This window comes from Prochlorococcus sp. G5PB11 (genome assembly GCF_059772425.1).
This window is the reverse complement of sequence record NZ_CM186287.1, coordinates 300,632-325,697: the sequence shown is the minus strand read 5'-3', so window position 1 is coordinate 325,697 and position 25,066 is coordinate 300,632. Positions and strand designations below refer to the sequence as shown.

Here is a 25,066-nt window from a genome sequence, read left to right as displayed (position 1 = left end):
AGTTTTTACTGCTCTTATTACACATAATAAATGAATGCATAGAATTTCCAGCCTTCCAGGGAATGAACCTCAAGAAGAAAATACATTTATCGAACAGCCATCAGCTCCAGTTGTCTTCCTAACTAGCGCTACATCTGATATAACCTGTTTATCATCAGTATTAAAGCTCCCTGTCAATAATAAGTGGAAAAATAAAATAAGAGCATTACCCATAGCTTATTTATCTTCAAATGCATCAATTGATCATTATATAACTAATACATGTAATACCGCAGAAATTATTCTTGTTAGGTTTTTAGGGTCAAGATCATACTGGTCTTATGGCTTTGAACAATTAGGTTTATGGCAATTAGAGAAACCAAATAGACATCTGATAGTAGTCTCGGGAATAGAAAGTACAGCAAATGATGTTCAAGAAATTAGTAGCTTAAATCAAGAGAAAGTTGATTTAATTCAAACACTTTTAAATCAAGGAGGTATAAAAAACTATAATTATATGCTTCAAACCTTAGAGAAAATAATTGCTTTTGAAGAAATTAATTTAAATTCAGATTTAATTGAATATAATCATGGGTTAATAAAATGGAAATGGAAAAATAATGGAAATCCATCTATTGCCGTATTTCTCTATAAATCACTTTTACAATCGGGTAATACAGAGTTAGCTGATAAAATAGATGAAATATCTAATAAATATAACTTAAATGCCAAAATAATATGGATTACAAGTTTTAAATCTAAAAATATAGAGAATCAAATAATAAGTTTATTAGAGAAAGAAAACATAAAAGCAATAATAACTACAACCTCATTCTCATCAGTTGAATATAAGCATGATGATGTGAAAAAAAATTTGTGGGATAGATTAGATATACCTATATATCAATTACTAATATCTAGCTCATCAATTACTGAGTGGAAAGAATCTACAGTAGGTCTTAACCCCATTGACTTATCAATTCAAGTTGTTTTACCAGAAGTGGATGGTCGAATATGTACAATTCCAGTTGCATTTAAAAACCTTACTTATACAGATAATGAATTATCAATTGCTGTATATAAAACAGAGCCATATGATAAACATATTGAATGGTGCATAAAATATATAAAAAATCTAACTTATCTACAACAAACTAATAATTCAAATAAAAAAATAGCTCTAGTGATAGCAAATTACCCAGTAAAAGACTCAAGAATTGCGAATGGAGTTGGTTTAGATACACCCGAAAGCCTATTAAATATTTTGAACTGGCTTAAAGACGAGGGATATAATCTAGGAAATGAAAATATTCCTGATAATAGTAAAGAATTAATTAACCTTCTATTAAGTCATAGGACAAATTCTGAAGAGACAATCGCAAACGAACCTCAATCATATTTAAATATTCAAGATTATTTAATTTATTGGAAAGAACTCGAATCTAATGTTAAAGAAAAGATATCAAATCGATGGGGAGACCCACTTGATTCTTTTCAATTAGAAAAGTCTGGATTTCCTATTAATGGAATAAACTTTGGAAATATAACAATCTTAATTCAGTCAAATAGGGGCTATGAGAGCGATAATTTATCTGATTTACACTCGCCCGACTTACCTCCTACACATAAATATATTGCACAATATTGTTGGCTATATAATATATTCAAAGCAAATGCAATTGTACATCTAGGGAAACATGGAAGTTTGGAATGGTTACCAGGAAAAGGGGTTGGTTTAGGTCATAATTGTTTCCCATTTATTCTTTGCCCTCCTATTCCAAATATATATCCATTTATTGTAAATGATCCTGGCGAAGGCTCTCAAGCAAAAAGAAGAACACATGCAATCATTATAGATCACTTAACCCCACCACTTTCTCATGCCGGTAGTTTTAATGACCTGCTAATAATTGAAAATTTAATTGATGAATATTATGAATCTAAGTTAATTAACGATAATAGAAATGAATTATTAGAAAAAAAGATACTAGATCTTTTAATTAAGAATTCATGGCCAGGCATTGAATCAAATAAATTAAAAGCAGAAAAAGATAAATTAATTATACAAGATCTAATAGATAATGCAGAGAGTTATTTATGTGAAATTAAGAATTCTCAGATAAGAACTGGTCTTCATGTTTTTGGAGCTAATAATAGTATAGATAAATTATTAGAATTAACACTCACAATTTCTAATGTACCTACAGGAAATATTCTCGGTCTTACACAAGGTTTAGCAGAAGATTTAGGTTTTACGTTAGACCCTTGGAGTGACGAAGAGAGTAAAAACTTAAACCAAGTTGACATTGATTTATTTAAAGACTATACAGATATTAATGTAAGGAAAGTCGGTAAAGTAGTTGACTGGTTGAATGACCTCGGGAAATATATAATAGAGTTTCATTTTTTTAAAAATCTTAATTACAAGAATACATCAAAAAAGAAGATAAAACTTGATAGTAAAATTTTAAATTACCTAGATCATGAAAAACCTAATATTTTTATAAATCATTTAATAAATAATATTTTACCCAAACTATTAAATAGTTCAGCTAACGAAAAAACAAATTTTCTCAAGGCTTTATGCGGTAAAAGAATTTCTAGCGGTCCTTCTGGGGCTCCTACAAGAGGGAAATTAGAAGTTTTACCCACAGGCAAGAATTTCTTTTCGGTTGATATAAGAGCAATACCAACTGAAACAGCTTGGGACTTAGGGAAAAGAAGTGCTGAACAAATAATGGAACTTTACCTTCAAGAAAATGGTGAACATCTTTCACACCTTGCTATTTCAATTTGGGGTACTTCAACAATGAGAAATGGTGGAGAAGATATTTGTCAGCTTTTTGCTCTCATGGGTTTAAGGCCAATATGGGACGGTACTTTAAGAAGAGTAGTTGACGTTGAGGTAATTCCCCTGAGTGTATTGAACAGACCAAGGGTAGACGTAACATTAAGAATTTCTGGTTTATTCAGGGATGCATTTCCGCAGATAATTGAATTGATTAGAAGAGGTCAAAATCTTATTGGAAATTTAAAAGAATCCTCTTCTAATAATCCACTTGCTGAGTCATATAGAAATGGAAATACAAAATCAAGAATATATGGATCTGCCCCAGGATCATACGGGGCGGGATTACAAGAAATAATCAATAGTGGATCTTGGGAGAATCAATCAGAACTGGCTGATGCTTTTATCGAATGGAGTAAATGGAGATATGAAGGTTCAAGTAAAATCATAAAAGATAAAGATGGATTAGAAAGTAATTTATCAAAGGTAAAAGTAGTACTTCATAGTCAGGACAATAGAGAACACGACATACTTGATTCAGATGATTACTATCAATTTCAGGGTGGATTAATTTCTGCGATTAAAAAAACTAGTGGAACAAATCCTCAAGCCTATTTTGCAGATAATTCAAAGTATCAACGGCCAAGAATTCATAAACTCTCAAAAGAAATTGATAAAGTCGTTCGTAGCAGATTATTAAACCCTAAATGGATAGAGGGGATTAAAGAACATGGATATAAAGGAGCTTTTGAAATGTCAGCTAGCCTTGACTATTTATTCTCTTATGATGCAACTACAAACTTAGTTCCTAATTGGTGTTATCAATCTATAGTGAATAATTGGTTAATGAATAATAATACGAAAAATTTTATTAGTGAAAACAATCCTTGGGCTTTAAGAGATATCGCTGAAAGATTACTAGAAGCATCTAACAGAAAACTTTGGACAAATGCAACTATTGAAGAAATATCATCTATAAAAAAATTACTTTCAGATATAGATAGTAAAATTGAAAACTATACTTCTAATAATAATTCAAAAATTATTTAACGCCTAAGAAGAGATAGTCCGTGGCTATCGGTACCACAAGTTGATAATAATGAATAAGAATTTGCGCAATCAAATATTTTGTCGCATACAAATTCCGACGGGATCCAATTATGTGCTCTTTCATAGTTATACCAAGTTTCAACAGCATCAAAATTTAGTTTTGATGCCTCTTTAATCAGTAGATCAAATGGAAGCTTATATCTAGCAGGATGAGCCAATACAGTAATTCCATTGGCTTTATGAATCGAATCAACTACAGTAGAAGCTAATAATTCATTACCAATAGTAGACTTATGGTCAACATAAGGTAATAAGTATTTTGATTTATGATCAAAACCAAGCCCTAAAACATGAACTAAACACCCCTTTAACAGACACGTAATTTCAATTCCAGTCCAAAGTTTAGGAAAATTTGATCTATCTTTATATATAGAGTCAATAGATTTACTTAATTCAATATATGCATCAACTGAATGATGATCTGTAATCGCATAATGTTCAATATTTAGTTCAATTGCTTGTTTATAAATTTCTATAGCAGTTAAACTTCCATCACTATATGTGGAGTGGATATGAAAGTTGATTGACTTTGGACAACTATATTTAGTAATTGATTTAATTATATTAATTAACTTTTGATTATCAAAATTAGACATATTAATTAAATTAAAAATTGGATACTGATTCAATTAATTCATCAACTTTTTTGAAATCTGTTAATTCATAAACTTGTGAGATATCCTTAGGTCCATTTGTAATAACCATTATGAATAATATTGCTAATTTATTTGCACAATCGAGGCTAGGATAATCTAGTCTTCCAGCGAAAACCCCTTTGATGGTTGGTTCCCATTGTACTTTTTTAAGAAATTTTATAATATAGGGATTAGTTTCTGGTGTGTTTTTTTCGGGTTTCCGGGCAGTAAGATTTAATGAAAAGAAGGCAGTCTTTTTTTTCTCTAATGTTTCTTTATTAGTATTAATAAACTCATAAACATTTTTTCGATGATAACCATATCTTACACTTGCACCAAGAACGATTTCGCTGAAATCTGTCAAATTAAATTTAGAGGATTCCTCAAGAGAAGAAATTGTTATCTCCTTATCTTTATTAAGTTTTTCTGACATATATTCACATATGTGTTTTGTATGTCCGTCAACGGTTGAATATAAAATTAAAAGTTTAGACTTTTCTTCAGCCACAGTTAGTTTTTTTGATACTTGCTTATATTTTACTTCTAATTTTCAATAAAAACCTAAATTATCAATTTCTATGAATTATTGATAGTTATATCAATAATTATTAACCATCTCTGATTCATTATAATTTATCAATCAATTAATCATTTTCCTCTGGATGAAAATATTTTCGGATAACACCAGCAGTAGATGAACCTAAGCCTGGTGTTGATGAGAGCTCGGAAAGAGATGCCATTTGGATAGCCTCAATTGATCTAAAATGCTCCAATAATAATTTAATTCTTTGTGGTCCCAATCCAGGTATCTCATTTAATTGAGAGCGTTTCATACGTTGGCTTCTCTTTTGTCTGTGAAAGGTAATTGCAAACCTATGAGCTTCATCTCTAAGTCTTCTTAACAAAAGCATTCCTGGTTGATTGGGGTCAGTGTCTAATGATTTTTTAACATTTGGAATAAATATCTCTTCTTTCTTCTTAGCTAAAGATATAAGATTTATATTTTGATCAAGATTCAATTCCTCTAAAGCCTTTAATACCGAACTTAATTGCCCTTTGCCTCCATCTATTACGACTAAATCAGGCCAGTCATTTAAGTTATCCTTGTCTAAAACACTCGATTCATTCATTGATAGCTCATTCATATCGCCACCTTCTTCTTTATAACGAGCCCATCTTCTAAATCTCCTAGTAATAACTTCAGCCATTGATTCGAAATCGTCACTATGTCCCAGTTTTATATTTGAACTTTTAATTTTATATTTCCTGTAATGTTGTCTAGCTGCAATACCATCAATAAATACAACCTGAGAAGCGACAGCATCACTACCTTGAATATGACTAATATCGTAACATTCAATTCTTTTTGGAATTTTTATTAGCTCAAGAATATTGGTTAAATCGTCTAGCTCAACTAAATTTTTATCATGAGATTGTTTAATTCTTTGCAACTCCATATTTGCATTCTTTTCTACTAATTTTATAATTTCAGCTTTCTTAGATCTTTTTGGAATTTTAATATTAACTTTTTGTTTTTTTAATTCACTTAACCAATCTGATATTAATTCTGTATTTTGTAATTGATGTTGAACTAATATTTCTGAAGGTATCTCTACCGGATCAACATTTGAGTAATGATTTTCTACAACTTTTTGAAGTATTTGAGAGGTACTTAGATTATTAGTATCTGAGAAATAGCCAAGTCTTCCTATTAATTTTCCAGAACGCATTTGAAAAATTTGAATAGAACATACATTTTCTTCTAATGCCAATGCGATAATATCTCTGCATACTGATGAATCAGGAATAATCATCTTCTGAGATTCATACAATCTATCTAAACCTTTTAGTTGATCTCTGACAAATCCAGCTTCTTCAAACTTCAATGAATCTGAAAAAGAATGCATCTGTTTTTCTAATAATAATCTCAATTCTTCGGTTCTCCCTTGAAATATCATTTCAACTCGTTTTAGTGTATTTTTATAATCTTCTGAACTTATTTCTTCTTGACAAACGCCTGGACATCTTCCAATTGAATAGTTAAGACACGTTCTATCTTTGTAAAGCGGTATTCTTCTTTGTCTAAGAGGAAACAGTTTTTTTATACTAAATAAGGTCTGTCGAAGTAAATAAACATCAACGTATGGACCATAATATTTATCTTTTTTCTGTCTTTCCCGTCTTTTCCTAGTTAAAAAGATTCTTGGATATTTATCACCCCAGGTTATACAAATATAGGGATATTTCTTATCATCTTTTAATAGAACATTAAAATAGGGTTGATTAGATTTTATTAAATTTGACTCAAGAGTTAAGGCTTCACTTTCGGTATCAGTAACTATCAACTCAATATCTACAACTTGCCTAACCATTAAAGAGATTCTTGGACTCAATTCATCACTGGCTCGAAAATAACTTCTAACTCTATTTCTTAACTTTTTTGACTTACCAACATATAACAATCTATCCTCACGATCTTTCATCAAATAACAACCAGGATCGTTTGGTATATCCTTCAAAAAATTCGATAGTCTTGACTTGTCCTTAATTAACGGCGTTAATTCCACCGATCATGTCTCGTTAAATTAGCCGCCATAGTTCCAACCTGTACTCGCTAAATTTAAGGCAGATCCATCTTTATTCAATACTGCACTTTTTACTTCAGCGACAAAGACTGTATGGTCGCCGTGTTCAACCCCTGAAATAACTTCACATTCAACACCCCCTATTACATCTTCGATTAAAGGCATACCAAATTCACCATAAGTGAATTTACATGCTTCAAATCGTCCACCTAATCCTTTTTGTGGCTTAAAGAACACAGCGGCTAGATCCTTTTGATCTTCTCTCAAAACATTTAGAGAAAACATCTTAGTTCTTTGAATAATTCCATGACTAGATCCATCGGCGCGAACAGCCATTACAACTAAAGGAGGGGTAAATGAACCTTGGGTTACCCAGCTAGCAGTAAAACCATTTATTTCATCTCCTTCTCTTACCGCGCATATAAATAATCCATGAGGGATTTTGCGCAAGAGAACTTTTTTGGCATCCTGATTAAGAGTCATGCGCTTTGATAGGTTTATAGATATGAGATTCTAAGAAAGAAATGGACTTTTTTAAAGTTAAAAAACCATGAAGGCGCTTTATCCCGGAAGTTTCGACCCGTTAACCTTTGGGCACCTTGATCTTATTCAAAGAGGAAGTGATTTATTTGGAGAAGTAATCATTGCAGTTTTGGAAAATCCCTCAAAAAAGGCAACATTCTCCTGCGAGAGAAGAATAGAGCAGATTAATAATGCTACCAAAGATATACCAGGTTGTAGAACAATAGCTTTTAAAGGTCTAACTGTGGATTGTGCTAGTGAACACAAAGCGGACCTTATTTTAAGAGGATTAAGAGCCATGAGTGATTTTGAATATGAACTACAGGTTGCTCATACAAATAGGTCTTTAAATAATCAATACGAAACAATTTTTCTTGCGACAGAAACACATCATAGTTTTTTAAGTAGTTCTGTAGTCAAAGAAGTTGCAAGATTTGGTGGCGAGATTCGCCACATGGTTCCTGAGTTTATAGCCAAAGATCTGATTGCACTAAATACTAATTAACTACAATTATTAGTATTATCTACTATTGATAATATTTTCATTATATGTTTTGTTGAATCATCCATATTGTTGACTATAATACTAAAAATTTTTCCCTCACCCAAAATAATACCAGAAACAGATCTAACGTTATTAAGTCTTCCAGATTTAGCTAGAATTCTACCCTTAAGGCTTACTGGAGCACTTACATTAGCTAATGAGCCTCTAACACCTAAAATTGAAAAAGATGAGAAATAATAGTCAGAAAATCTATTAAGCTTCATTCTTCTCAAAAACTGAGATAAACCATAAGTAGTTACTCTATTATTTCTTGATAAACCACTGGCATCTGCAAAAATAAAATTATCTGAATTAAAGTTTTGATCATCTATCCAATTACTGTATTTTATATTAGGAAAATCATGAGACCAGTTATTTAAAGCATGCCTGAAAATAACCTCCGCAGTAAAATTATGGCTCTCAGAATTAACAAGATTTAGTAAAACAAATAAAGGAGCAGAATTGATAACATTAATCGTTGAAATAAATTCTATAGGATGATTCTCATTTACAACTTTTACAAAATAATTTTTAGATAAGTTCTTTTTTCTTAAAGCTGTCTCGACCTCATAAATAAAATTATCAATAGGATTATTTAAAGAGTTAATACTTGAATTACTAGCTATTGAATACTTAGTAATAGGTGCTCCATATTCTTCTTTTCTATCTGCATACGACCAACTAGAAGGCCACCAATTTACTGCATTACTACTTTTAATAATTATTGGATATTTTAAATTAGGATTATAACGAAAATTATTAAGACCATTAATTAGCTCCTCTAAATGACTTTTTTCAAAATCAGGATCGCCAGATGCCTCAATAAAGAGGCTACCATCATTTGTCTCTTTTAAAGATGTATTAAGAGTATAATTAGGTCCTAAGATATCTAATGAGAAAGCACTTGAAAGAATCTTCTGATTAGAAGCAGGTATTCTAGGTACTTTGCCATTGATATCTACAATAAAATCGCCAGATTCGTCTAAAACACTAACACTTATTTTATAATTAAAGTTATAAGTATAATCCATCAACTTCTTTTGCAAAGGCTCACATATATTAATCTTTTCAGGGCTTATAGAATTAACATTTAGCCTTTGTCTTAAGTATAAAAATAATGAATTTATATTGCCATTAATTATATTTACTGATATAAAAATTAAGCTACTATATAAACAAAACTTTTTAATCATACAATTATAAATTAAGGATTATAGTTTCATCGTCAGGACGCTTATCGAATGATTTTACGAAAGAATAACCATTAGAGTTTAATTTAAAAAGCTCCCAATTATTAGGGTATCTTTTTAATAATGCTCCCATAGATAATGGTTGAACAAAATAAAGGACTTTCCATTTTTCAGCAAATCTTTTTCTCATTTCCCTACCTACACTTCCAATTCCTACAATGGGATCTTCCAATTTACCATTTATCATAATAACGGTTGAATTTGTATGGGAGCATACCTGCTCAAACATCTCAATATCATATGGTTGAGGGGAACAGACTATTAATACTGAATTCAAAAAATCTGTAGAATTATTAAACTCTTTAAATGTAAAAATCTTATTTGCCAAGTCAGGGTTATCCCTTTTAGCTAGAGCGGCTCCACCAGCATCGGCCCACAATAAAATATTATCGAATTTAAATTCAGTTAGTTTATTGGATAAACGAAAAATTATTGGATTGATTCTTAACCCTTCGAATTTTAGGTTAATAGAAAGAAAAGATTGTTCAGAATTACTTAAGAAATAACTTTGAATTGATTCATATATATTTGATTCTGCTTCTCTAAGATCTGAGGGTAGCTTATTGTTCATTTGATAATCATTGCTTTTCGAAATCTAAAGATTGCAATGATTCATATATTATATTTGAAACTGAATTAATATCATCATTTGAAATCCATGGACCAATAGTTATTCTTAATCCAGATTCTTGAAGCGATTTATCAACATTAATTGCTACCAATATGGGATTTGGTCCTTGACTAGATGAGGAGCAAGCACTACCACTACTTATATAAACACCATGTCGTGACAATAATCGAACCATTTCTCTACCTTTAATAGCTATCATTGATTTTGTATGACAGAGAAATGAAATATTATTCGGTAGTCGTTCTTTATGTGGACCAATAAAAGTAAGTTGTTTATTCTTAACCAGATTTTTTTTTAACAGCTTAGTCATTTTGGAAACATTATTCTCAGGGAATAATGTTTGATTACCATTAACCTCTATGTATTCATTTAGCAGGTCAATTGCTGTCGCAAACCCTGCAATCAGGGGAACCGATTCAGTGCCAGATCTTATAGACCCATTCTTAAATCCATAGGAAGGATCATTTATCAATAAATCTCGAACCCCTTTTCGCAACATTAATAATCCAATGCCTTTAGGGCCTTGAAGTTTATGCGCAGAGGCACTGAGCATATCAACATTTAAATTACTCCAATTAATAAGACCGCTAGGGAGGACCTGTGTCGCATCAGTATGAAAAAGTATATTTCGTTTTTTACATTCCATTCCTATAAGATTTATTGGCTGAATGGACCCAATCTCACTTTGCCCCCAGATTATCGAAACAATTTTTGTCGGAGGAGATAATATTTCATCCAACAGATCTAAGTCAATAATTCCATAATTATCTACAGGCCAGTATTTAATATCCCAGCCATCAATACGCAATTGATTTGCAATTAAGTTAATAGAAGGGTGTTCAACGCTACTTATAACAAGTCTTCCTTTATCAAGATTTTTAGATACAGATTTAAGAGCAAGATAATTCGATTCAGTTGCTCCAGAAGTGAAAAATACTTCATCGGATGAAGCTTTTAATTTATTAGCTATTGATAATCTAGATCTTTCTAAAATATCTCTTGCAATAACACCAACTTTATGAATACTTGATGGATTCCCCCAGCATTCAGATTGTATATCCTTTAATTTATTAATAACATCAATATGTGGCGGAGTAGTAGCTGATGCATCGAGATAAATATTTTTCATATAGAAGAGTAATTAAATATCTATCTCTCCACTAAATACTTTTAATGCAGGCCCCTGCATTAAAACTGGACCTGTTTGATTGGGCCATTCAATTTCTAACTTTCCACCTGGTAAATAGACATTAGCTTTGTTTAAAGTCTTACCTAGATTAGCTGTTACTACAAGACATGCGCAAGCTCCAGTTCCACAAGCCAGCGTGGGCCCACATCCTCTCTCCCATACTTTGACTTTAATATTTGATTTATCAATTAATTCTACAAAGTGCACATTGGTATCATTGGGAAATGTATTGTGTTTTTCAAGATATATTCCCCAATCTTCGAATGGTATATTTTCAATTTTATCAACAAATACGATCATATGAGGATTCCCCATGCTAGCAGCATAAACATTTAAAGTTTGATCATTTATTGTAATCTTTCCATTGGGAATAGTTAAATTATTCAATAATAGTTTAGTAGGTATATTTTCAGGAGAAAGGATAGGTTCCCCCATATTTACTTTGATATTTTTATTACCATCAATAGAGGTAATAATCAGACCAGCTTTAGTTTCGATTCGAATCTCAGACTTATCTTTAATTTCAAAATTATCATTTAAGAAAGCAATCAAACATCTTATTCCATTGCCACACATTTCTGGCTCAGAACCATCAGAATTAAATATCCTCATTCTCACAAAACATTTATTTTTGGACTCTAATACAAGAATAATTCCATCAGCTCCGATGCCAAAGTTTCTATTACATAGATGTTCAATAAAATTATCTTTATTTTCAGTAAACAAATTATCTAAGTTATTCCCACGAGCATCAAAGATAATAAAGTCGTTACCAAGTCCTTGATATTTTGAGAAATTATTTTTCATGATTTAATGTTTCTTTTACTATGTTGTTAATAAATTAAGCTTTGTTGGTAGTAATTTCAAAACTATTTGCATATTGGGCATCAATTTATGAGAATATTATCTGATTGGTAAATCAACTACTGAAGGAGATCTTCCTTGAATAATACTACTTCAGAGATTATTAACCAGCGTTACGAGCCAGGTAATGTAGAAAGGTATTGGCAAAAAGAGTGGGCTGAGCAAGGGCTTTATAAAACAAAAACGAATGTAAACAAAAATAATACCTTTTACGCTTTGTCGATGTTTCCATACCCTTCAGGTTCTTTACATATGGGGCATGTGAGAAATTATGTCATTACAGATGTACTGGCTAGATATAAAAGGATGCAAGGTTATAACGTTCTTCATCCTATGGGATGGGATGCATTCGGCCTACCGGCTGAAAATGCAGCAATAGATAGAGAAACTAGTCCATCTACCTGGACAGATAAAAATATTTCACAAATGAAAGACCAATTAGATCGACTTGGATTATCAATAGATTGGTCTAAAGAAGTTACTACTTGCAAAGAAGATTATTATAAATGGACTCAATATATATTTAATCAATTACATAAAAATAATCTGGCCTATCAAAAAAAAGCGACGGTAAATTGGGATCCAATTGATCAAACCGTTCTTGCTAATGAACAAGTAGATGCGGATGGTAAATCTTGGAGATCTGGAGCAAAAGTTGAGAAAAAAGAATTGAATCAGTGGTTTTTAAGAATTACAAGTTTTGCCGAAGATTTAAATAAGGATCTAGTTAAGCTTAATGACTGGCCAGAAAGAGTCAGGGTTATGCAAAAAAATTGGATTGGAAAATCAATTGGCGCGGAAATAACCTTTGATATAAAAAATCATGATCAAAAAATAACCGCTTTTACTACAAGAATAGATACTCTTTATGGAGTAAGTTATCTAGTTTTAGCATCAAATCATCCAATAATTGATCAATTAATAAGTGATAAAGATATTGATCAATTAAGAGAGTTCAGAAAAAATCAAGAAAAGTTAAGTGATCTAGAACGCAATTCAGATAGTAGACAAAAACTTGGAATGTATTTAGGAAAAAATGCAGTCAATCCAGCAAATAATAAAGAGATCCCTATTTGGATTGGCGATTATGTGATTATGGAATATGGAACTGGAGCTGTCATGGGTGTTCCAGCACATGATAGTAGAGATTATCAGTTTGCTAAATCTTATGATTTGCCAATTAATTATGTAATAAAACCCAACAATGATGAAGATGATAATTATTTAAATTCTGAGTATGTAGATAAGGGAATAATGATAAATTCTGATATATTCAATGGGATTGAATCTGATATTGCAAAAGCCAAAATACTTGAATTTGGATCCAATGCCAATTGGGCAAAATCTAAAATTACTTATAAGTTAAGGGATTGGCTTATATCTAGACAAAGATACTGGGGTTGCCCAATTCCGATAATTAATTGTAAGAAGTGCGGTCAAGTAAGAGTTCCAGACAAGGATCTACCTGTTTCTCTTCCTGTTGATATTAAATTAAATGGTAAAGGCAAGTCACCTTTAACTACTAAAACAGAATGGATAAATACTTGTTGTCCTAAATGTGGAATTGAGGCAAAAAGAGAAACTGATACAATGGACACATTTATGTGTTCATCATGGTACTTTCTTAGATATATAAACCCTGAGAATGAAAAAGATCCATTTATAAAAAGCGAAATAGATAAATGGCTACCAGTTAAACAATACGTTGGTGGTATTGAACACGCAATCCTTCATTTACTTTATTCAAGGTTTTTAACCAAAGCTCTAAAAAGCTGTGGATTATTAAATATTGATGAACCCTTTAAGAAACTATTAACTCAGGGTATGGTCCAAGCTATTACTTTTAAAAATCCAAAAAATAATAAATATTTTTCAAAAGATCAAATCAAAGATATTAATGATCCTAAAGATCCAATTACCGGAGAAAATATTGAAATTATCTATGAAAAGATGTCAAAGTCTAAATATAATGGTGTGAACCCATCATTGGTCATTGATAAATACGGTGCTGACACAGCCAGAATGTTTATTCTTTTTAAGGCTCCTCCTGAAAAAGATTTAGAATGGGATGACTCTGATGTAGAGGGACAATATCGATTTATACAAAGACTCTGGAAATTTGTTATAAATACTTTAGAACTAACAAAGAGTAATTCAAGATTAAAAATCGAAAAAGAAAAGTCTAAAGATGATGAAGCTTTACGTTTAATTAATATTGCTATTAAAGAAATCACTGATGATCTTGACAATCTTCAATTTAATACAGCAATATCTGAACTTATGAAAGCTGTAAATGGCCTAAGTTCAATAGTTAATTACTGTAGTAATGAAACTCTAAATAATGTTATTTCAATATTAGTTAAAATAACCTCTCCATTTTCTCCTCATATTGCAGAGGAGCTATGGAAGACAATCGGAAATACTCAAAGTATTCATCTTCAGTCATGGCCAAATTTCGATGCAGGTGCAATTGAACAAGATACTTTTAAACTTATGATTCAAATTAATGGAAAAGTTAGAGGATCAATCAATGCAAGTAAAAATCTATCTAAAGACGAATTAGGAGATATAGCTATTAAAAGTGAGGCCGCTCAAAAATGGATAGATGGAAATGAACCAAAGCGAATAATTGTTGTTCCGAATAAACTAGTAAATATAGTTATTTAAAAATCAATTTTTTGAAATAATTAATTGATCTGGATTTGATTGATTGCCATTCATTAAATAATGATCAGAATTTTCCGAAAGTTTCCTCAGGATTAAATAAATCGACTCAGTTGAGTCAGTTGACAATGCATCATTAATTTGACTTACAGTTCTTTCCTCTCCATCTTCCAAAAGCTCCTCGATTTCTTTTTGTAGATTAATTATGCTTGTAGCGGCTTTTTTCCCAGCTTCAACACCTGGTTGATTGTAAGCATTAACATTAATCAATTCTGCGTATAAACTTACTGATCGCTCGAATAAAGCAATTAAAGCCCCAAGACTTGATTCATCAAATGATTTAAATGTGATTGTCAAATTCTGTCTACCGCCCTCAGTCAATGCTGATCGAGTTCCTTGAAGAAAGCCTGACAAATAATCTCCTGGTTGTTTATTTTTTACTTCTACTATCTCAGATGGATCCTGAAGAATCTCAATAAAATTAACAAAGAAATTATCAACACCATCTCTTAATTGCTGCACATATGCATGCTGATCTGTAGAACCTTTATTTCCATAAACTGCGATACCTTGATTAACTTGATTTCCATCTCTATCTAACTTCTTCCCTAAAGATTCCATTACTAATTGTTGAAGATATCTACTGAAAACTTCTAACCTGTCTCTATATGGAAGTACAACCATATCTCTTAACCCTTTTCCATTTCCGGATTTGTACCAAGCTAAGGATAAAAGTCCTGCTGGATTATTTTTAATGTCTTTTTCTCTTGTTAGAGCATCCATTTTAGATGCACCATCTAAAAACTTGTCTATATCAGCGCCAATTAAGACGGCAGGCAATAATCCAACGGCACCAGTAATACTTGTCCTTCCACCAACCCAATCAGGTAAATCAAAAACATTTAACCAATTTTCATTTACTGCTAAATCATCTAACTTGCTACCTTTTGATGTAATTGCAATAGCTCTAGATGGCCAAATCTGGTCATTATCTTGGACAAACTTGATTGCTTGCTCCATACCTATCAAAGGTTCAGGTGTCCCACCTGATTTACTAACAACTACAAACAAAGTTGATTCAATATTAGGTAGAATTGAATTCAATTTGTGTGAAATTCCTTCGGGGTCAACATTGTCTAGAAAATGAAGATTCAATCCGATTGAGTCTCTCTTAAATGACTCTTTAATAAGTAAGGGACCCAAACCACTACCACCAATTCCTATCCAAAAAACATCGGTATATTTTTTTCCATCGCTGTTAGTTATTTCACCATTTAATATTGATGTACCAAACTTTGATATATCTTCAATTTCTTTGGCGATAGAGTCTGAAATTTGTTGAGTTGGAGCAATCTTGGGATTTCGAAGCCAATAATGACCAACTTGTCTATCTTCGTCGATGTTGGCAATCGATCCATTCTCAAGACTTTCTAAAGAGTCAAAGGCTTGGGAATAAATGTCCTTAAATTTTTCAAAATCACTCTTCTCCACATCCATTCTGCTTATATCTAGCCAAAAACCTAATGAATCATCGCAAAATAGAAGATCGCAGTACCTTAACCATTTATCGTTGTTATTCAACTGGAAGATGTCAGTTATTGCCATTATTGATAAAAGAATACTCCTTAATGAGTTCTGTTAGCAGGTATTCTCAAATGAGAACCGCTAAGCAAATTGATTTAATTTATATTAGTCAAGATTGGTTTTCAAGTGGCGAATGTTTAGTAATTGACAAATAGGAATAAACTAAGCTTGATAATTATTATTATTATCTAAGTTAGGGATATCTAAGTATTGATTTAGCTTTTATTACTATTAAATATGTCTTTATAGTTAGATATTGTAATTTTTTCTAAAAGTCATATATTAAGTTGTAAATAATCATTATTTGATGAAACAGTATAATAGAGAGTTTAGTGAGAACGATATGTCTTATGATTTAAATGAGCAGAGTATAATTAGTCCATTAGATAAATTAAACCATTCATTTGGTCCAAAGATAAGATTAGGTATCCTGGCGTCTGGTAATGGATCAAATTTTGAGTACATTATTAAATCAATACAAAATAAACAACTTAATGCGGAAATTTCTATATTAATCGTCAATAATCCTAATTGTTTAGCAATAAAAAAGGCAATCAAATACAAAATACCTTATGTAGTTTTAAATCATAGAGATTGTAATTCGAGATCAGAACACGACATATTGGTTATGAAAAAACTAGAGGAATTATCCGTAGAACTAGTTGTTATGGCTGGATGGATGAGAATTGTTGGTGAGGAAATAATTAATAGGTTTGAGAGACGACTGATTAATATACATCCATCACTTTTACCATCTTTCAAGGGCGTTGATGCAATACAGCAAGCAATGGACAAAAGAGTAACTATTACCGGTTGCACTGTTCACTATGTTCAAAAGGAGGTTGATTCCGGGTCAATAATTATTCAAGCTGCAGTACCCCTTAAGGAAGAAGATAGTAAAGAGACTTTAAAAAAAAGAATTCAAGATATGGAACATATAATATTACCTTTAGCTATTGCAAAAGTAGCAATGGATATAAGAGCTAGTATCAAGGATAAAAAGTAATCTTGGGAAGACCAATATCTGATTCAAGTCCATGCATAATATTTAAATTTTGAATAGCTTGTCCAGCTTGACCTTTTAATAGATTATCAATAACACTCATAAGCACTATTCTTCCATTACGGTTATCAACTTCTACTGAAATCATAACTTTATTAGTATTTTTAACCCATTTTGTAGCTGGATATGTTCCGACAGGCAAAATATCAATGAATGGTTGATTTTTATAAAAAGCTTCGATTACAATTTTGCAATCTTCTGCTGTTAATCCAGGATCTCTTAATCGAGCATAAACAGTAGATAAAATCCCTCTAACCATTGGCACCAAATGAGGAGTAAATTGTAAATTCACTTCATGCCCAGCAAATTGACTAGCGATCCTTTCTATCTCTGCCGTATGCCTATGGCCAATGACTCCATAGGGCTTAATTGATTCAGAGCATTCAGACAATAAAAGTTGCTCACTTGGATTTCTTCCGCCCCCAGATGTACCAGATTTTGCATCAATAATAATTCCCTCACTTTCTATTAACCCTTGCTTTAAGAATGGAATAAGGACACTAAGAGATGAGGTTGGATAGCAACCTGGACAAGCTATTAATCTAGATCTTGAGATTTCATTACTAAATTCTTCTGAAAAGCCATAAACAGCCTCTTCACATAATTCATAGTCATATCTTTGATATTTTGCAGCTTCTTTAGAATATACTTCCTTCCATTTATCTAATGATTTAAATCTATAATCAGCTGATAAATCAAGAACTTTAATACCATTTTCTAATAATGTAGGTGTTAGTTGTGATGACAAACCATTAGGGAGACTCAATATTGCATAATCTGAGACTCGAGCGATTTCATCAACATTGCTTTTAGTAATGTCTTTATCTAACAAAAGTTTCATAAAGGGATTTATTTCATTCCAGCTCTTACCCGCTGAACGCTCTCCATTTAAAATTGATATCTCAAAGTTTGGATGTTCATTAATTAACTTAACGAGTTGAAGTCCTCCATATCCAGATGCTCCAATAATTGCGATCCTCCCAGTTTTCAATGTGCTAATAGCCATAACATCTAGGTTATTTCGTAGAATGATGAGATATTCATATGAGAATAATTAGCAAAGAACCATTTCACCACAAACACGAGGAATAAGTTGAAATCAGAAGATTGCTATGAAATTGAATTTGATGATATAGCGGATGCTCTTGCTGCTATTAGGAACGGTGAGTGTGTTGTTGTAGTTGATGATGAAAAAAGAGAAAACGAAGGAGATCTAATCTGTGCTGCACAATTTGCAACTCCTCAGCAAATAAATTTTATGGCAACTGAGGCTAGAGGTTTAATATGTCTAGCAATGCAAGGGGATCGATTAGACCAGTTAGATCTCCCACTAATGGTTGACAGAAATACCGATTCAAACCAAACAGCCTTTACTGTAAGCATTGATGCAGGTCCTGAATTTGGTGTATCAACTGGTATATCGGCTGAAGATAGAGCCAAGACAATTCAAGTTGCTCTTAATAGTCAAACAAGACCAGTAGATTTGAGAAGACCGGGGCATATTTTTCCATTAAGAGCAAAAATAGGTGGGGTATTAAAAAGAGCTGGACATACCGAAGCAGCAGTAGACTTATCCTTGTTAGCTGGCTTATCTCCTGCGGGCGTTATTTGTGAAATCCAAAATCAAGATGGATCAATGGCAAGACTGCCGGAATTAAAAACATATGCCAAGAAACGAAATTTAAAACTGATAAGTATTGCAGATTTAATTCATTACAGACTTGAAAATGAGAGATTTGTATATAGACAAGCGGTAGCTAAGCTACCAAGCCTATTTGGAGATTTCAAGGCTATTGGTTACAAGAATGAATTGGATGGATCAGAACATGTAGCAATAATAAAAGGAGAACCAGAAAATTTAAAAGAGCCAGTATTGGTCCGTATGCATTCTGAGTGTCTTACTGGAGATGCTTTTGGCTCACTAAGGTGTGATTGCAGACCTCAATTAGAAGCTGCCTTATCAAGAATATCTGAAGAAGGAGAAGGGGTTGTTGTATATCTAAGGCAGGAAGGCAGAGGAATAGGCTTAGTTAATAAATTAAAAGCCTATAATTTGCAAGATGGGGGATTAGATACTGTTGAAGCTAATGAGAAGTTGGGTTTTCCTGCTGATCTGAGAAATTATGGGGTAGGTGCACAAATATTGACTGATTTAGGAATAAACAGGCTTAAGTTATTAACTAATAATCCAAGAAAAATTGCAGGACTTGGAGGTTACGGATTACAGGTTGAATCAAGAGTACCTCTAGTAATTTGTCCAGGAGATCATAATGCTGCCTATCTGGAGGTAAAAAGAGAAAAACTTGGTCACTTATTTGATAATAATATCAAGGCAAATTTAAGCAATGAAAGACAAAACATCGTAGTTTATTGGGATGGTAAAGTAAACAATAATGAATTAAAACATTTTGAAGATAGGGCAACTAAATGGTCGGAAAATCATTTTTTAAATATTTCTATTCAAAACTCTCAAAGGTTAGTAGCTCTATGTAAAAACCCATTATTCATTTGGAATGTACGACATAGGGATATTAAAACTCATTTAGAAGGCAGCTTAATAGATAAAAGGTTACTGGAATCACTCCTTAAAGAACTAAGTAATTGGAAAAACACAGACAGAATTGGAATAATCAAAACTGACAATTACGAAAAACTTTTGCATCCATCTTCAAACTTATTAATTGAAGAGAAGAAAATGAATGAGCTCTCAAGTTTTGAAAATTCACCATTGTTTGATTGGGATTTAAGAGATAAAACAATTAATATTGAATGGAGCTAAATTTAAAAATTAAAATTATGCAGTACTTCTATTTTATAACACTTACGCTATTAATCTTTGTACCATTAGTTATGGATAGAAGAATCTTCATGTCATCTGTTTTACCAAAAACTGTATGAACTCCATCCAAATGAGGCTGGGGCGCATGAACTAAAAAGAATTGACTACCTCCAGTGTTTTTCCCTGCATGGGCCATGGAAAGAGATCCAGCTAGGTGTTTATTTGAGTTAATTTCACAATCAATGGAATAACCAGGTCCTCCTGTGCCAGGCATCCCTTTTGCTCCTTCTCTAGTATTAGGACATCCCCCCTGAGCCATAAATCCATTAATTACCCTGTGAAAAGAAAGTCCATCATAAAAACCCTCTTTTACTAGCTTCAAAAAATTTTCTACAGTTTTTGGTGCATCATTATCAAATAGGTCAATAGTCAATTGGCCTTTATCTGTGTTCATCAATACTTTGGACATAGCTCAAATAATTTTTTTTATAGTAACTGCTTTTAAAATTAAATGCAGAATAGTTATTATGTATGTCTAAATCTAAATTTAAAAATAATTCAATCACAACAAACTTTACTTAGTGCTGTTCTTAAGTTTCCTTGAGATTCATCAAGCATTTTCTTTGCATTAATAACATCCATGCCAGACAAAGCAATTAATAAAGATAGTTTTACTGATCCATTTGTTTTGTTTAATAATTCAAGGCCTTCTTCTTTATCAACTGAACCAATATCTAACAGAATACCTAGAGCTCTATCTAATAATTTATTATTAGTTACAGATAAATCAATCATCCTGTTGCCATAAACCTTGCCTAGTTGAATCATCACAGATGTAGAAATAATATTGAGAGCCATCTTCGTTGCTGTTCCAGCTTTTAATCTAGTTGAGCCTGCAAGAATCTCTGGTCCCGTAATCAGTCTTATATCAATATCAGTTGATATAGCTGATTCACTTAAGGGAACAGATGAAATAGAAATTGATAGTGCATTTATGCTTTTAGAATAATTTAATGCGGCAAGAACATAAGGTGTACGTCCACTAGCAGTTATTCCAATTAAGACATCTTTATTAGAAAACTTTTTATCTTTAAGATCAAAAATAGCAGGCTGAGATAAATCTTCTAGAGATTCAGAACTTCTTGTTAGTGAGGGTTCACCCCCAGCAATTAATCCTTGAATAAGATCTGGTTCTGTACAAAAAGTCGGAGGACATTCAGATGCATCTAGAACACCCAATCTTCCGGATGTACCAGTGCCTATATAAAATAATCTTCCATTTGATTTTAGTCTTAAAGTAATTTCATCAATAGCTTTAACTATCTCTGGAATAGCTTTCTCAACTGCCTTTTGAGGCTCTTTATCAGCGGCGGAAAAAATATTGACTATTTCATAGGTCGATTTAGTATCTAAATCTAATGAAGACAAATTAATCTGCTCAGTTAATATTCGATAATTATTATTATTTAACTTGTTATTTAAATTTCTCATAAGAGATTTTCTAATCTTTTTTTTATCTCTTCGAGTTGATCATTAGTTGATAACTTATCATCTGTTTTATCTTGATCCTTCCAATTTCCTACTTCTAAATTTGAAAGAGGTGGAGAAATCATTAAACGTTCCTCATCGTTACTTGGAATAAAACCTTTTTCGACATAACGAGCTTCATAACCTGCTTCAACACAAAAAGCCTCTATATCGATCTTCGTCAACAGTTCAACGGATGGTGTAGGAAAATCCTGAGCTTCTAAAAGACCACAATATCTCTCAGCATCGTCTTTATCTTCGAACATAAGGATTACCGTTTTACCTTTAAGCTCAAGGGAATGTATGCCCTCATTTTCAGTCCCCGCATCATATAAAAGGACATTAACTAACATAGGAATTAAACAATCAAATACATTATAAATAGATAAAATAAATACACAATATGTTTCTAATAAGACTCTAGTGATATTTCATTTAAACGTTGATACAATGCAAGTTCAGAATCACTTAAATTATCTGGTAATACAATAATTATTTCAACAATTTGATCACCTCGATATTCTTCATACTTCAATCCACGACCTCTAAGTCTTAACAACCTTCCTGTGGAAGAATTAGGGGGAACTTGTAAGGTTACTGTTCCATTAAGAGTTGGTATATCAACTGCACAACCCAACAAAGCATCATGAGGGAATAATTCAAGACGATACATAACTCTTAATCCATCAATTCTTAACCCATCATCGGTTTGAACCTTTAATTGTACAAAATGATCTCGGCAACCAATTGCAGCACCTTCTATTCTTAATCTCCAACCATCTCCAGCAAAAGGAGGCGTTAAGACTTCAACAAGAGTCCCGTCTTGCAACTGAATTTCAACTGCTGAACCATGAAGAGCTTGATCTGGAGTGATTTCTACAACTGATTCTTGGTCTTCATAAATTAATGTTGGTGGTGGTGAAGGATAACTTGTAGTAGGAACATATTCATTAAAATTAGATTCTTCATAGTCTTCGTATTCATCCTCAGAAAGGTCGGGATATGGATCATTAATATCATCTTTATCATTTTTAAAATTTGTTTTTATACCTAAAACAACATCTAAATATTCCTCATAAGATGGAAATCTATTTTCAAAGATATCTTGACTTTTATTATGTAATTTTTCCCATTCTTTTCTCTTTATTGGATCACTTAAAATTGCATAGGCTTCGTTAATTAATTTGAATCTTTCTTCAGCATTGGCATCATTTTTATTTAAATCAGGGTGCCATTTTCTAGCCTCTTTCCTAAAGGCTAATTTAAGTTCAGTAGCATCACATTCAGGAGAGACACCTAGTAAAGACCAATAGTTAGGATCAACGGTAGTAGTCATTATCCCAAGGATCTATATCCCTTCTTCCATAATTATTTTCACCACTTCTATTTTGACCTCTTTGAGAATAATCCCAAGGATCATCATCCCAGTAATCATCGGAAAATAATTCATCCTTTAAAGATCCAAAAGTATTTTTAATCCCTTGTATTGGATTAGATTCTGTTTTTCTTTCTGCTGATAAACGACGATTCAAACCAAACAATGCCTCTTGAAGAGCACCAACGGCGTATTCAAGTTCTTGTAAATCATCATCTTCTAGCAAATCCTCAACGTCCCTCATAGCAACTTCAACTGATCTTTGTTGTCTTTCTGCACCATAAGGTCCTAATTCAAGAGAAGCATCTCTTAATCGTCTTTCAGCTTGGGCAACAAGTGTTAAAGCATTATTCTTTTGATCAATAGAAGCACGCTTCTTTCTATCCTCAGATGCTTTTATTTTTGACTCTTCAATCAATTTATTAACTTCATTTTGATTCAGGTTTGAACCACCAGTAACACTTACGGATTGTTTCCTTCCAGTAGTTCTGTCCGTTGCACTAACTTCTAATAAACCATTGGCATCGATATCAAAAGCAACCTGAACTTGAGGCACTCCTCTTGGGGCTGGCGGTATACCAGACAATCTGAATTTACCCAATGATTTGTTATCAGAAGCCATTTGTCTCTCGCCTTGCCATATATGAATTTCTACTGATGATTGGTTGGAAGCCGATGTACTAAAAACATCGGATTGTCTAACTGGTATTGAGGTATTACGAGGAATTAAAACTTTCATTAAACCTCCGACTGTTTCAAGTCCTAATGAAAGAGGAGTTACATCATTTAATAGAAGGTCTCTTAACTCTCCTGAAAGGATCCCGCCTTGTATTGCGGCCCCAATAGCGACTACTTCATCAGGGTTGACAGATTGACAAGGTGGATTTGGTACCAAAGTCTTAACTAATTGCTTTACCATTGGCATACGAGTGCTGCCTCCTACAAGCACTACTTCATCAATTTCTTCAGGATTCCATCCTGAATCATCAATAACAGTATTAACAGGATCAAACAATCTATCTAAAAGATCACTACAAAGACTCTCGTACATTTTTCTAGTAAGAGTCGTCTCTATGTGTAACGGACCGTCTTTGCCTGTAGAAATAAAAGGTAGTGATATTGGCGTTGTTTGTACACCAGAAAGTTCTTGTTTAGCTTTTTCAGCTGCTTCAGTTAGTCTTTGTAAAGATTGCCTATCTCTTCTTAGATCAATTTTATTTTTTTCTAAAAAATCTTCAGCGAGCCAATCAACAATTCTTTGATCAAAATCATTACCACCTAATTGGGTATCGCCTGAAGTTGCCTTTACGTCAAAGACGCCATTTGAAATAGACATTAAAGAGACATCAAATGTTCCACCGCCTAAATCAAAAACCAATACTTTTCGAGAAGAACTCTTGTCAAATCCATAAGCAAGAGCAGCTGAGGTTGGCTCATTCAGAATCCTTTCAACGGATATACCAGCCAATACTGCAGCATCTCGAGTTGCTTGTCTTTGTGAATCGTTGAAATAGGCGGGAACAGTGATAACAGCAGAATCAACATTTTCGCCTAAATAGGTTTCTGCGTCATCTATTAACTTCCTAATAATGTTGCCAATTAATTCTTCTGGGGCATATTCTCTTTTTGTCACTGGAGAGGTAATTCGAACATTACCCTGATCATTTGAGCGAACGGTATAAGGAACAGAGAGACTTGTGTCTTCAAGCTCATCCCATGCTCTACCAACAAATCTTTTTAAATTTGAGAAAGTATTTTTTGGATTAAGAACTAATTGTCTTCTGGCTAGTTGACCCACCAATAATTCAGAGTCCTTAGTAAAGCCAACAACTGATGGAGTGGTTCTGGCACCTTCAGCATTAGAAATTACTACTGGCCTACCAGCCTCTAACACCGCTACAACGGAATTAGTAGTTCCCAAGTCAATGCCAACGATTCTCCCCATGGCAATACTTATTTAAGCCCCACAGTAAATAG

Annotated in this window: 20 protein-coding genes; 5 read left to right on the top strand and 15 right to left on the bottom strand. The window is 32.5% G+C overall.

What is annotated here, in order from left to right; genetic code table 11:
* Nucleotides 1-34: 34 nt before the first annotated feature.
* Nucleotides 35-3,817, top strand: a complete 3,783-nt coding sequence (gene cobN, locus AC6EI0_RS01700) for a cobaltochelatase subunit CobN (protein ID WP_498522787.1) — start codon at nucleotides 35-37, stop codon at nucleotides 3,815-3,817.
* On the opposite strand, the gene AC6EI0_RS01695 is transcribed toward cobN, so the two are convergent.
* The 4 genes from AC6EI0_RS01695 to AC6EI0_RS01680 form a co-directional block, all read right to left on the bottom strand.
* Complete coding sequence (locus tag AC6EI0_RS01695; protein ID WP_498522786.1) at nucleotides 3,814-4,473, bottom strand: PHP domain-containing protein; 660 nt, start codon at nucleotides 4,471-4,473, stop codon at nucleotides 3,814-3,816. The genes cobN and AC6EI0_RS01695 overlap by 4 nt on opposite strands.
* Before the next feature lie 10 nt (nucleotides 4,474-4,483).
* A complete protein-coding gene (hemG, locus tag AC6EI0_RS01690; RefSeq protein ID WP_498522785.1) occupies nucleotides 4,484-5,020 on the bottom strand; it encodes a menaquinone-dependent protoporphyrinogen IX dehydrogenase in 537 nt (178 codons plus the stop codon).
* A 136-nt stretch (nucleotides 5,021-5,156) separates the two neighbouring features.
* Entirely contained in the window at nucleotides 5,157-7,079 is a 1,923-nt protein-coding gene (uvrC, locus tag AC6EI0_RS01685) for an excinuclease ABC subunit UvrC (protein ID WP_498522784.1), read from the bottom strand.
* 18 nt (nucleotides 7,080-7,097) lie between these two features.
* Nucleotides 7,098-7,580, bottom strand: coding sequence for a flavin reductase family protein (locus tag AC6EI0_RS01680; RefSeq protein WP_269605578.1), 483 nt, complete (start codon nucleotides 7,578-7,580; stop codon nucleotides 7,098-7,100).
* 67 nt (nucleotides 7,581-7,647) lie between these two features.
* Between AC6EI0_RS01680 and coaD the strand changes: the two genes are divergently transcribed.
* On the top strand, nucleotides 7,648-8,124 hold the full coding sequence (gene coaD, locus AC6EI0_RS01675; protein WP_498520896.1) for a pantetheine-phosphate adenylyltransferase: 477 nt from the start codon (nucleotides 7,648-7,650) through the stop codon (nucleotides 8,122-8,124).
* Here the strand turns inward: coaD and AC6EI0_RS01670 are convergent.
* From AC6EI0_RS01670 to dapF, 4 genes are all read right to left on the bottom strand, one after another.
* A complete protein-coding gene (locus tag AC6EI0_RS01670) occupies nucleotides 8,121-9,194 on the bottom strand; it encodes a D-alanyl-D-alanine carboxypeptidase (protein ID WP_498522783.1) in 1,074 nt (357 codons plus the stop codon). The two genes, coaD and AC6EI0_RS01670, sit on opposite strands and share 4 nt — an antisense overlap.
* A 166-nt stretch (nucleotides 9,195-9,360) precedes the next feature.
* The gene (locus tag AC6EI0_RS01665; RefSeq protein WP_498522782.1) at nucleotides 9,361-9,984 is read right to left on the bottom strand and encodes a DUF1995 family protein; all 624 of its coding nucleotides are present in this window, start codon (nucleotides 9,982-9,984) and stop codon (nucleotides 9,361-9,363) included.
* 7 nt (nucleotides 9,985-9,991) lie between these two features.
* Entirely contained in the window at nucleotides 9,992-11,173 is a 1,182-nt protein-coding gene (locus AC6EI0_RS01660; RefSeq protein ID WP_498522781.1) for a cysteine desulfurase family protein, read from the bottom strand.
* A 12-nt stretch (nucleotides 11,174-11,185) separates the two neighbouring features.
* A complete protein-coding gene (dapF, locus tag AC6EI0_RS01655; protein ID WP_498522780.1) occupies nucleotides 11,186-12,040 on the bottom strand; it encodes a diaminopimelate epimerase in 855 nt (284 codons plus the stop codon).
* 135 nt (nucleotides 12,041-12,175) lie between these two features.
* Here dapF and leuS point away from each other — a divergent pair, with 135 nt between their 5' ends.
* Nucleotides 12,176-14,764 (top strand): leucine--tRNA ligase, encoded by a 2,589-nt coding sequence (leuS, locus tag AC6EI0_RS01650; RefSeq protein ID WP_498522779.1) that lies wholly within the window; start codon nucleotides 12,176-12,178, stop codon nucleotides 14,762-14,764.
* Nucleotides 14,765-14,767: 3 nt separating this feature from the next.
* On the opposite strand, the gene AC6EI0_RS01645 is transcribed toward leuS, so the two are convergent.
* A complete protein-coding gene (locus AC6EI0_RS01645; protein WP_498522778.1) occupies nucleotides 14,768-16,366 on the bottom strand; it encodes a glucose-6-phosphate isomerase in 1,599 nt (532 codons plus the stop codon).
* A gap of 322 nt (nucleotides 16,367-16,688) precedes the next feature.
* On the opposite strand from AC6EI0_RS01645, the gene purN reads away from it, so the two are divergent.
* Nucleotides 16,689-17,351 carry a phosphoribosylglycinamide formyltransferase gene (purN, locus tag AC6EI0_RS01640; protein ID WP_498522777.1) on the top strand — a complete coding sequence of 221 codons (663 nt, stop codon included), beginning with the start codon at nucleotides 16,689-16,691 and terminating at the stop codon, nucleotides 17,349-17,351.
* Here the strand turns inward: purN and argC are convergent.
* Nucleotides 17,335-18,414, bottom strand: a complete 1,080-nt coding sequence (gene argC, locus AC6EI0_RS01635; RefSeq protein ID WP_498522776.1) for an N-acetyl-gamma-glutamyl-phosphate reductase — start codon at nucleotides 18,412-18,414, stop codon at nucleotides 17,335-17,337. The genes purN and argC overlap by 17 nt on opposite strands.
* An 87-nt stretch (nucleotides 18,415-18,501) precedes the next feature.
* Here argC and ribBA point away from each other — a divergent pair, with 87 nt between their 5' ends.
* Complete coding sequence (gene ribBA / locus AC6EI0_RS01630; protein WP_498522775.1) at nucleotides 18,502-20,187, top strand: bifunctional 3,4-dihydroxy-2-butanone-4-phosphate synthase/GTP cyclohydrolase II; 1,686 nt, start codon at nucleotides 18,502-18,504, stop codon at nucleotides 20,185-20,187.
* A 28-nt stretch (nucleotides 20,188-20,215) separates the two neighbouring features.
* Here ribBA and AC6EI0_RS01625 read toward each other — a convergent pair whose 3' ends face one another.
* The 5 genes from AC6EI0_RS01625 to dnaK all read right to left on the bottom strand — a co-directional run bounded on the left by AC6EI0_RS01625 (nucleotide 20,216) and on the right by dnaK (nucleotide 25,034).
* Nucleotides 20,216-20,656, bottom strand: a complete 441-nt coding sequence (locus AC6EI0_RS01625; protein WP_498522774.1) for a peptidylprolyl isomerase — start codon at nucleotides 20,654-20,656, stop codon at nucleotides 20,216-20,218.
* A gap of 89 nt (nucleotides 20,657-20,745) precedes the next feature.
* Nucleotides 20,746-21,678, bottom strand: coding sequence for an N-acetylmuramic acid 6-phosphate etherase (gene murQ, locus AC6EI0_RS01620; RefSeq protein WP_498522773.1), 933 nt, complete (start codon nucleotides 21,676-21,678; stop codon nucleotides 20,746-20,748).
* Entirely contained in the window at nucleotides 21,675-22,067 is a 393-nt protein-coding gene (locus AC6EI0_RS01615; RefSeq protein WP_498462689.1) for a DUF3110 domain-containing protein, read from the bottom strand. The genes murQ and AC6EI0_RS01615 overlap by 4 nt, the downstream gene beginning before the upstream one ends.
* Before the next feature lie 56 nt (nucleotides 22,068-22,123).
* The gene (locus AC6EI0_RS01610) at nucleotides 22,124-23,050 is read right to left on the bottom strand and encodes a DnaJ domain-containing protein (RefSeq protein WP_498522772.1); all 927 of its coding nucleotides are present in this window, start codon (nucleotides 23,048-23,050) and stop codon (nucleotides 22,124-22,126) included.
* Nucleotides 23,034-25,034: a molecular chaperone DnaK gene (gene dnaK, locus AC6EI0_RS01605; RefSeq protein WP_498522771.1), complete on the bottom strand. Its 2,001-nt coding sequence runs from the start codon at nucleotides 25,032-25,034 to the stop codon at nucleotides 23,034-23,036. Before dnaK ends, AC6EI0_RS01610 begins: the two co-directional genes overlap by 17 nt.
* Nucleotides 25,035-25,066: the final 32 nt, after the last annotated feature.

Coding starts and splice junctions, on each gene's coding strand:
- AC6EI0_RS01645 (WP_498522778.1), bottom strand. CDS start 16,366: ATGGCAATAACTGACATCTTCCAGTTGAATAACAACGATAAATGGTTA.
- purN (WP_498522777.1), top strand. CDS start 16,689: ATGTCTTATGATTTAAATGAGCAGAGTATAATTAGTCCATTAGATAAA.
- murQ (WP_498522773.1), bottom strand. CDS start 21,678: ATGAGAAATTTAAATAACAAGTTAAATAATAATAATTATCGAATATTA.
- AC6EI0_RS01660 (WP_498522781.1), bottom strand. CDS start 11,173: ATGAAAAATATTTATCTCGATGCATCAGCTACTACTCCGCCACATATT.
- AC6EI0_RS01670 (WP_498522783.1), bottom strand. CDS start 9,194: ATGGATTATACTTATAACTTTAATTATAAAATAAGTGTTAGTGTTTTA.
- coaD (WP_498520896.1), top strand. CDS start 7,648: ATGAAGGCGCTTTATCCCGGAAGTTTCGACCCGTTAACCTTTGGGCAC.
- argC (WP_498522776.1), bottom strand. CDS start 18,414: ATGGCTATTAGCACATTGAAAACTGGGAGGATCGCAATTATTGGAGCA.
- AC6EI0_RS01615 (WP_498462689.1), bottom strand. CDS start 22,067: ATGTTAGTTAATGTCCTTTTATATGATGCGGGGACTGAAAATGAGGGC.
- AC6EI0_RS01680 (WP_269605578.1), bottom strand. CDS start 7,580: ATGACTCTTAATCAGGATGCCAAAAAAGTTCTCTTGCGCAAAATCCCT.
- AC6EI0_RS01625 (WP_498522774.1), bottom strand. CDS start 20,656: ATGTCCAAAGTATTGATGAACACAGATAAAGGCCAATTGACTATTGAC.
- cobN (WP_498522787.1), top strand. CDS start 35: ATGCATAGAATTTCCAGCCTTCCAGGGAATGAACCTCAAGAAGAAAAT.
- dapF (WP_498522780.1), bottom strand. CDS start 12,040: ATGAAAAATAATTTCTCAAAATATCAAGGACTTGGTAACGACTTTATT.
- dnaK (WP_498522771.1), bottom strand. CDS start 25,034: ATGGGGAGAATCGTTGGCATTGACTTGGGAACTACTAATTCCGTTGTA.
- AC6EI0_RS01610 (WP_498522772.1), bottom strand. CDS start 23,050: ATGACTACTACCGTTGATCCTAACTATTGGTCTTTACTAGGTGTCTCT.
- AC6EI0_RS01665 (WP_498522782.1), bottom strand. CDS start 9,984: ATGAACAATAAGCTACCCTCAGATCTTAGAGAAGCAGAATCAAATATA.
- AC6EI0_RS01695 (WP_498522786.1), bottom strand. CDS start 4,473: ATGTCTAATTTTGATAATCAAAAGTTAATTAATATAATTAAATCAATT.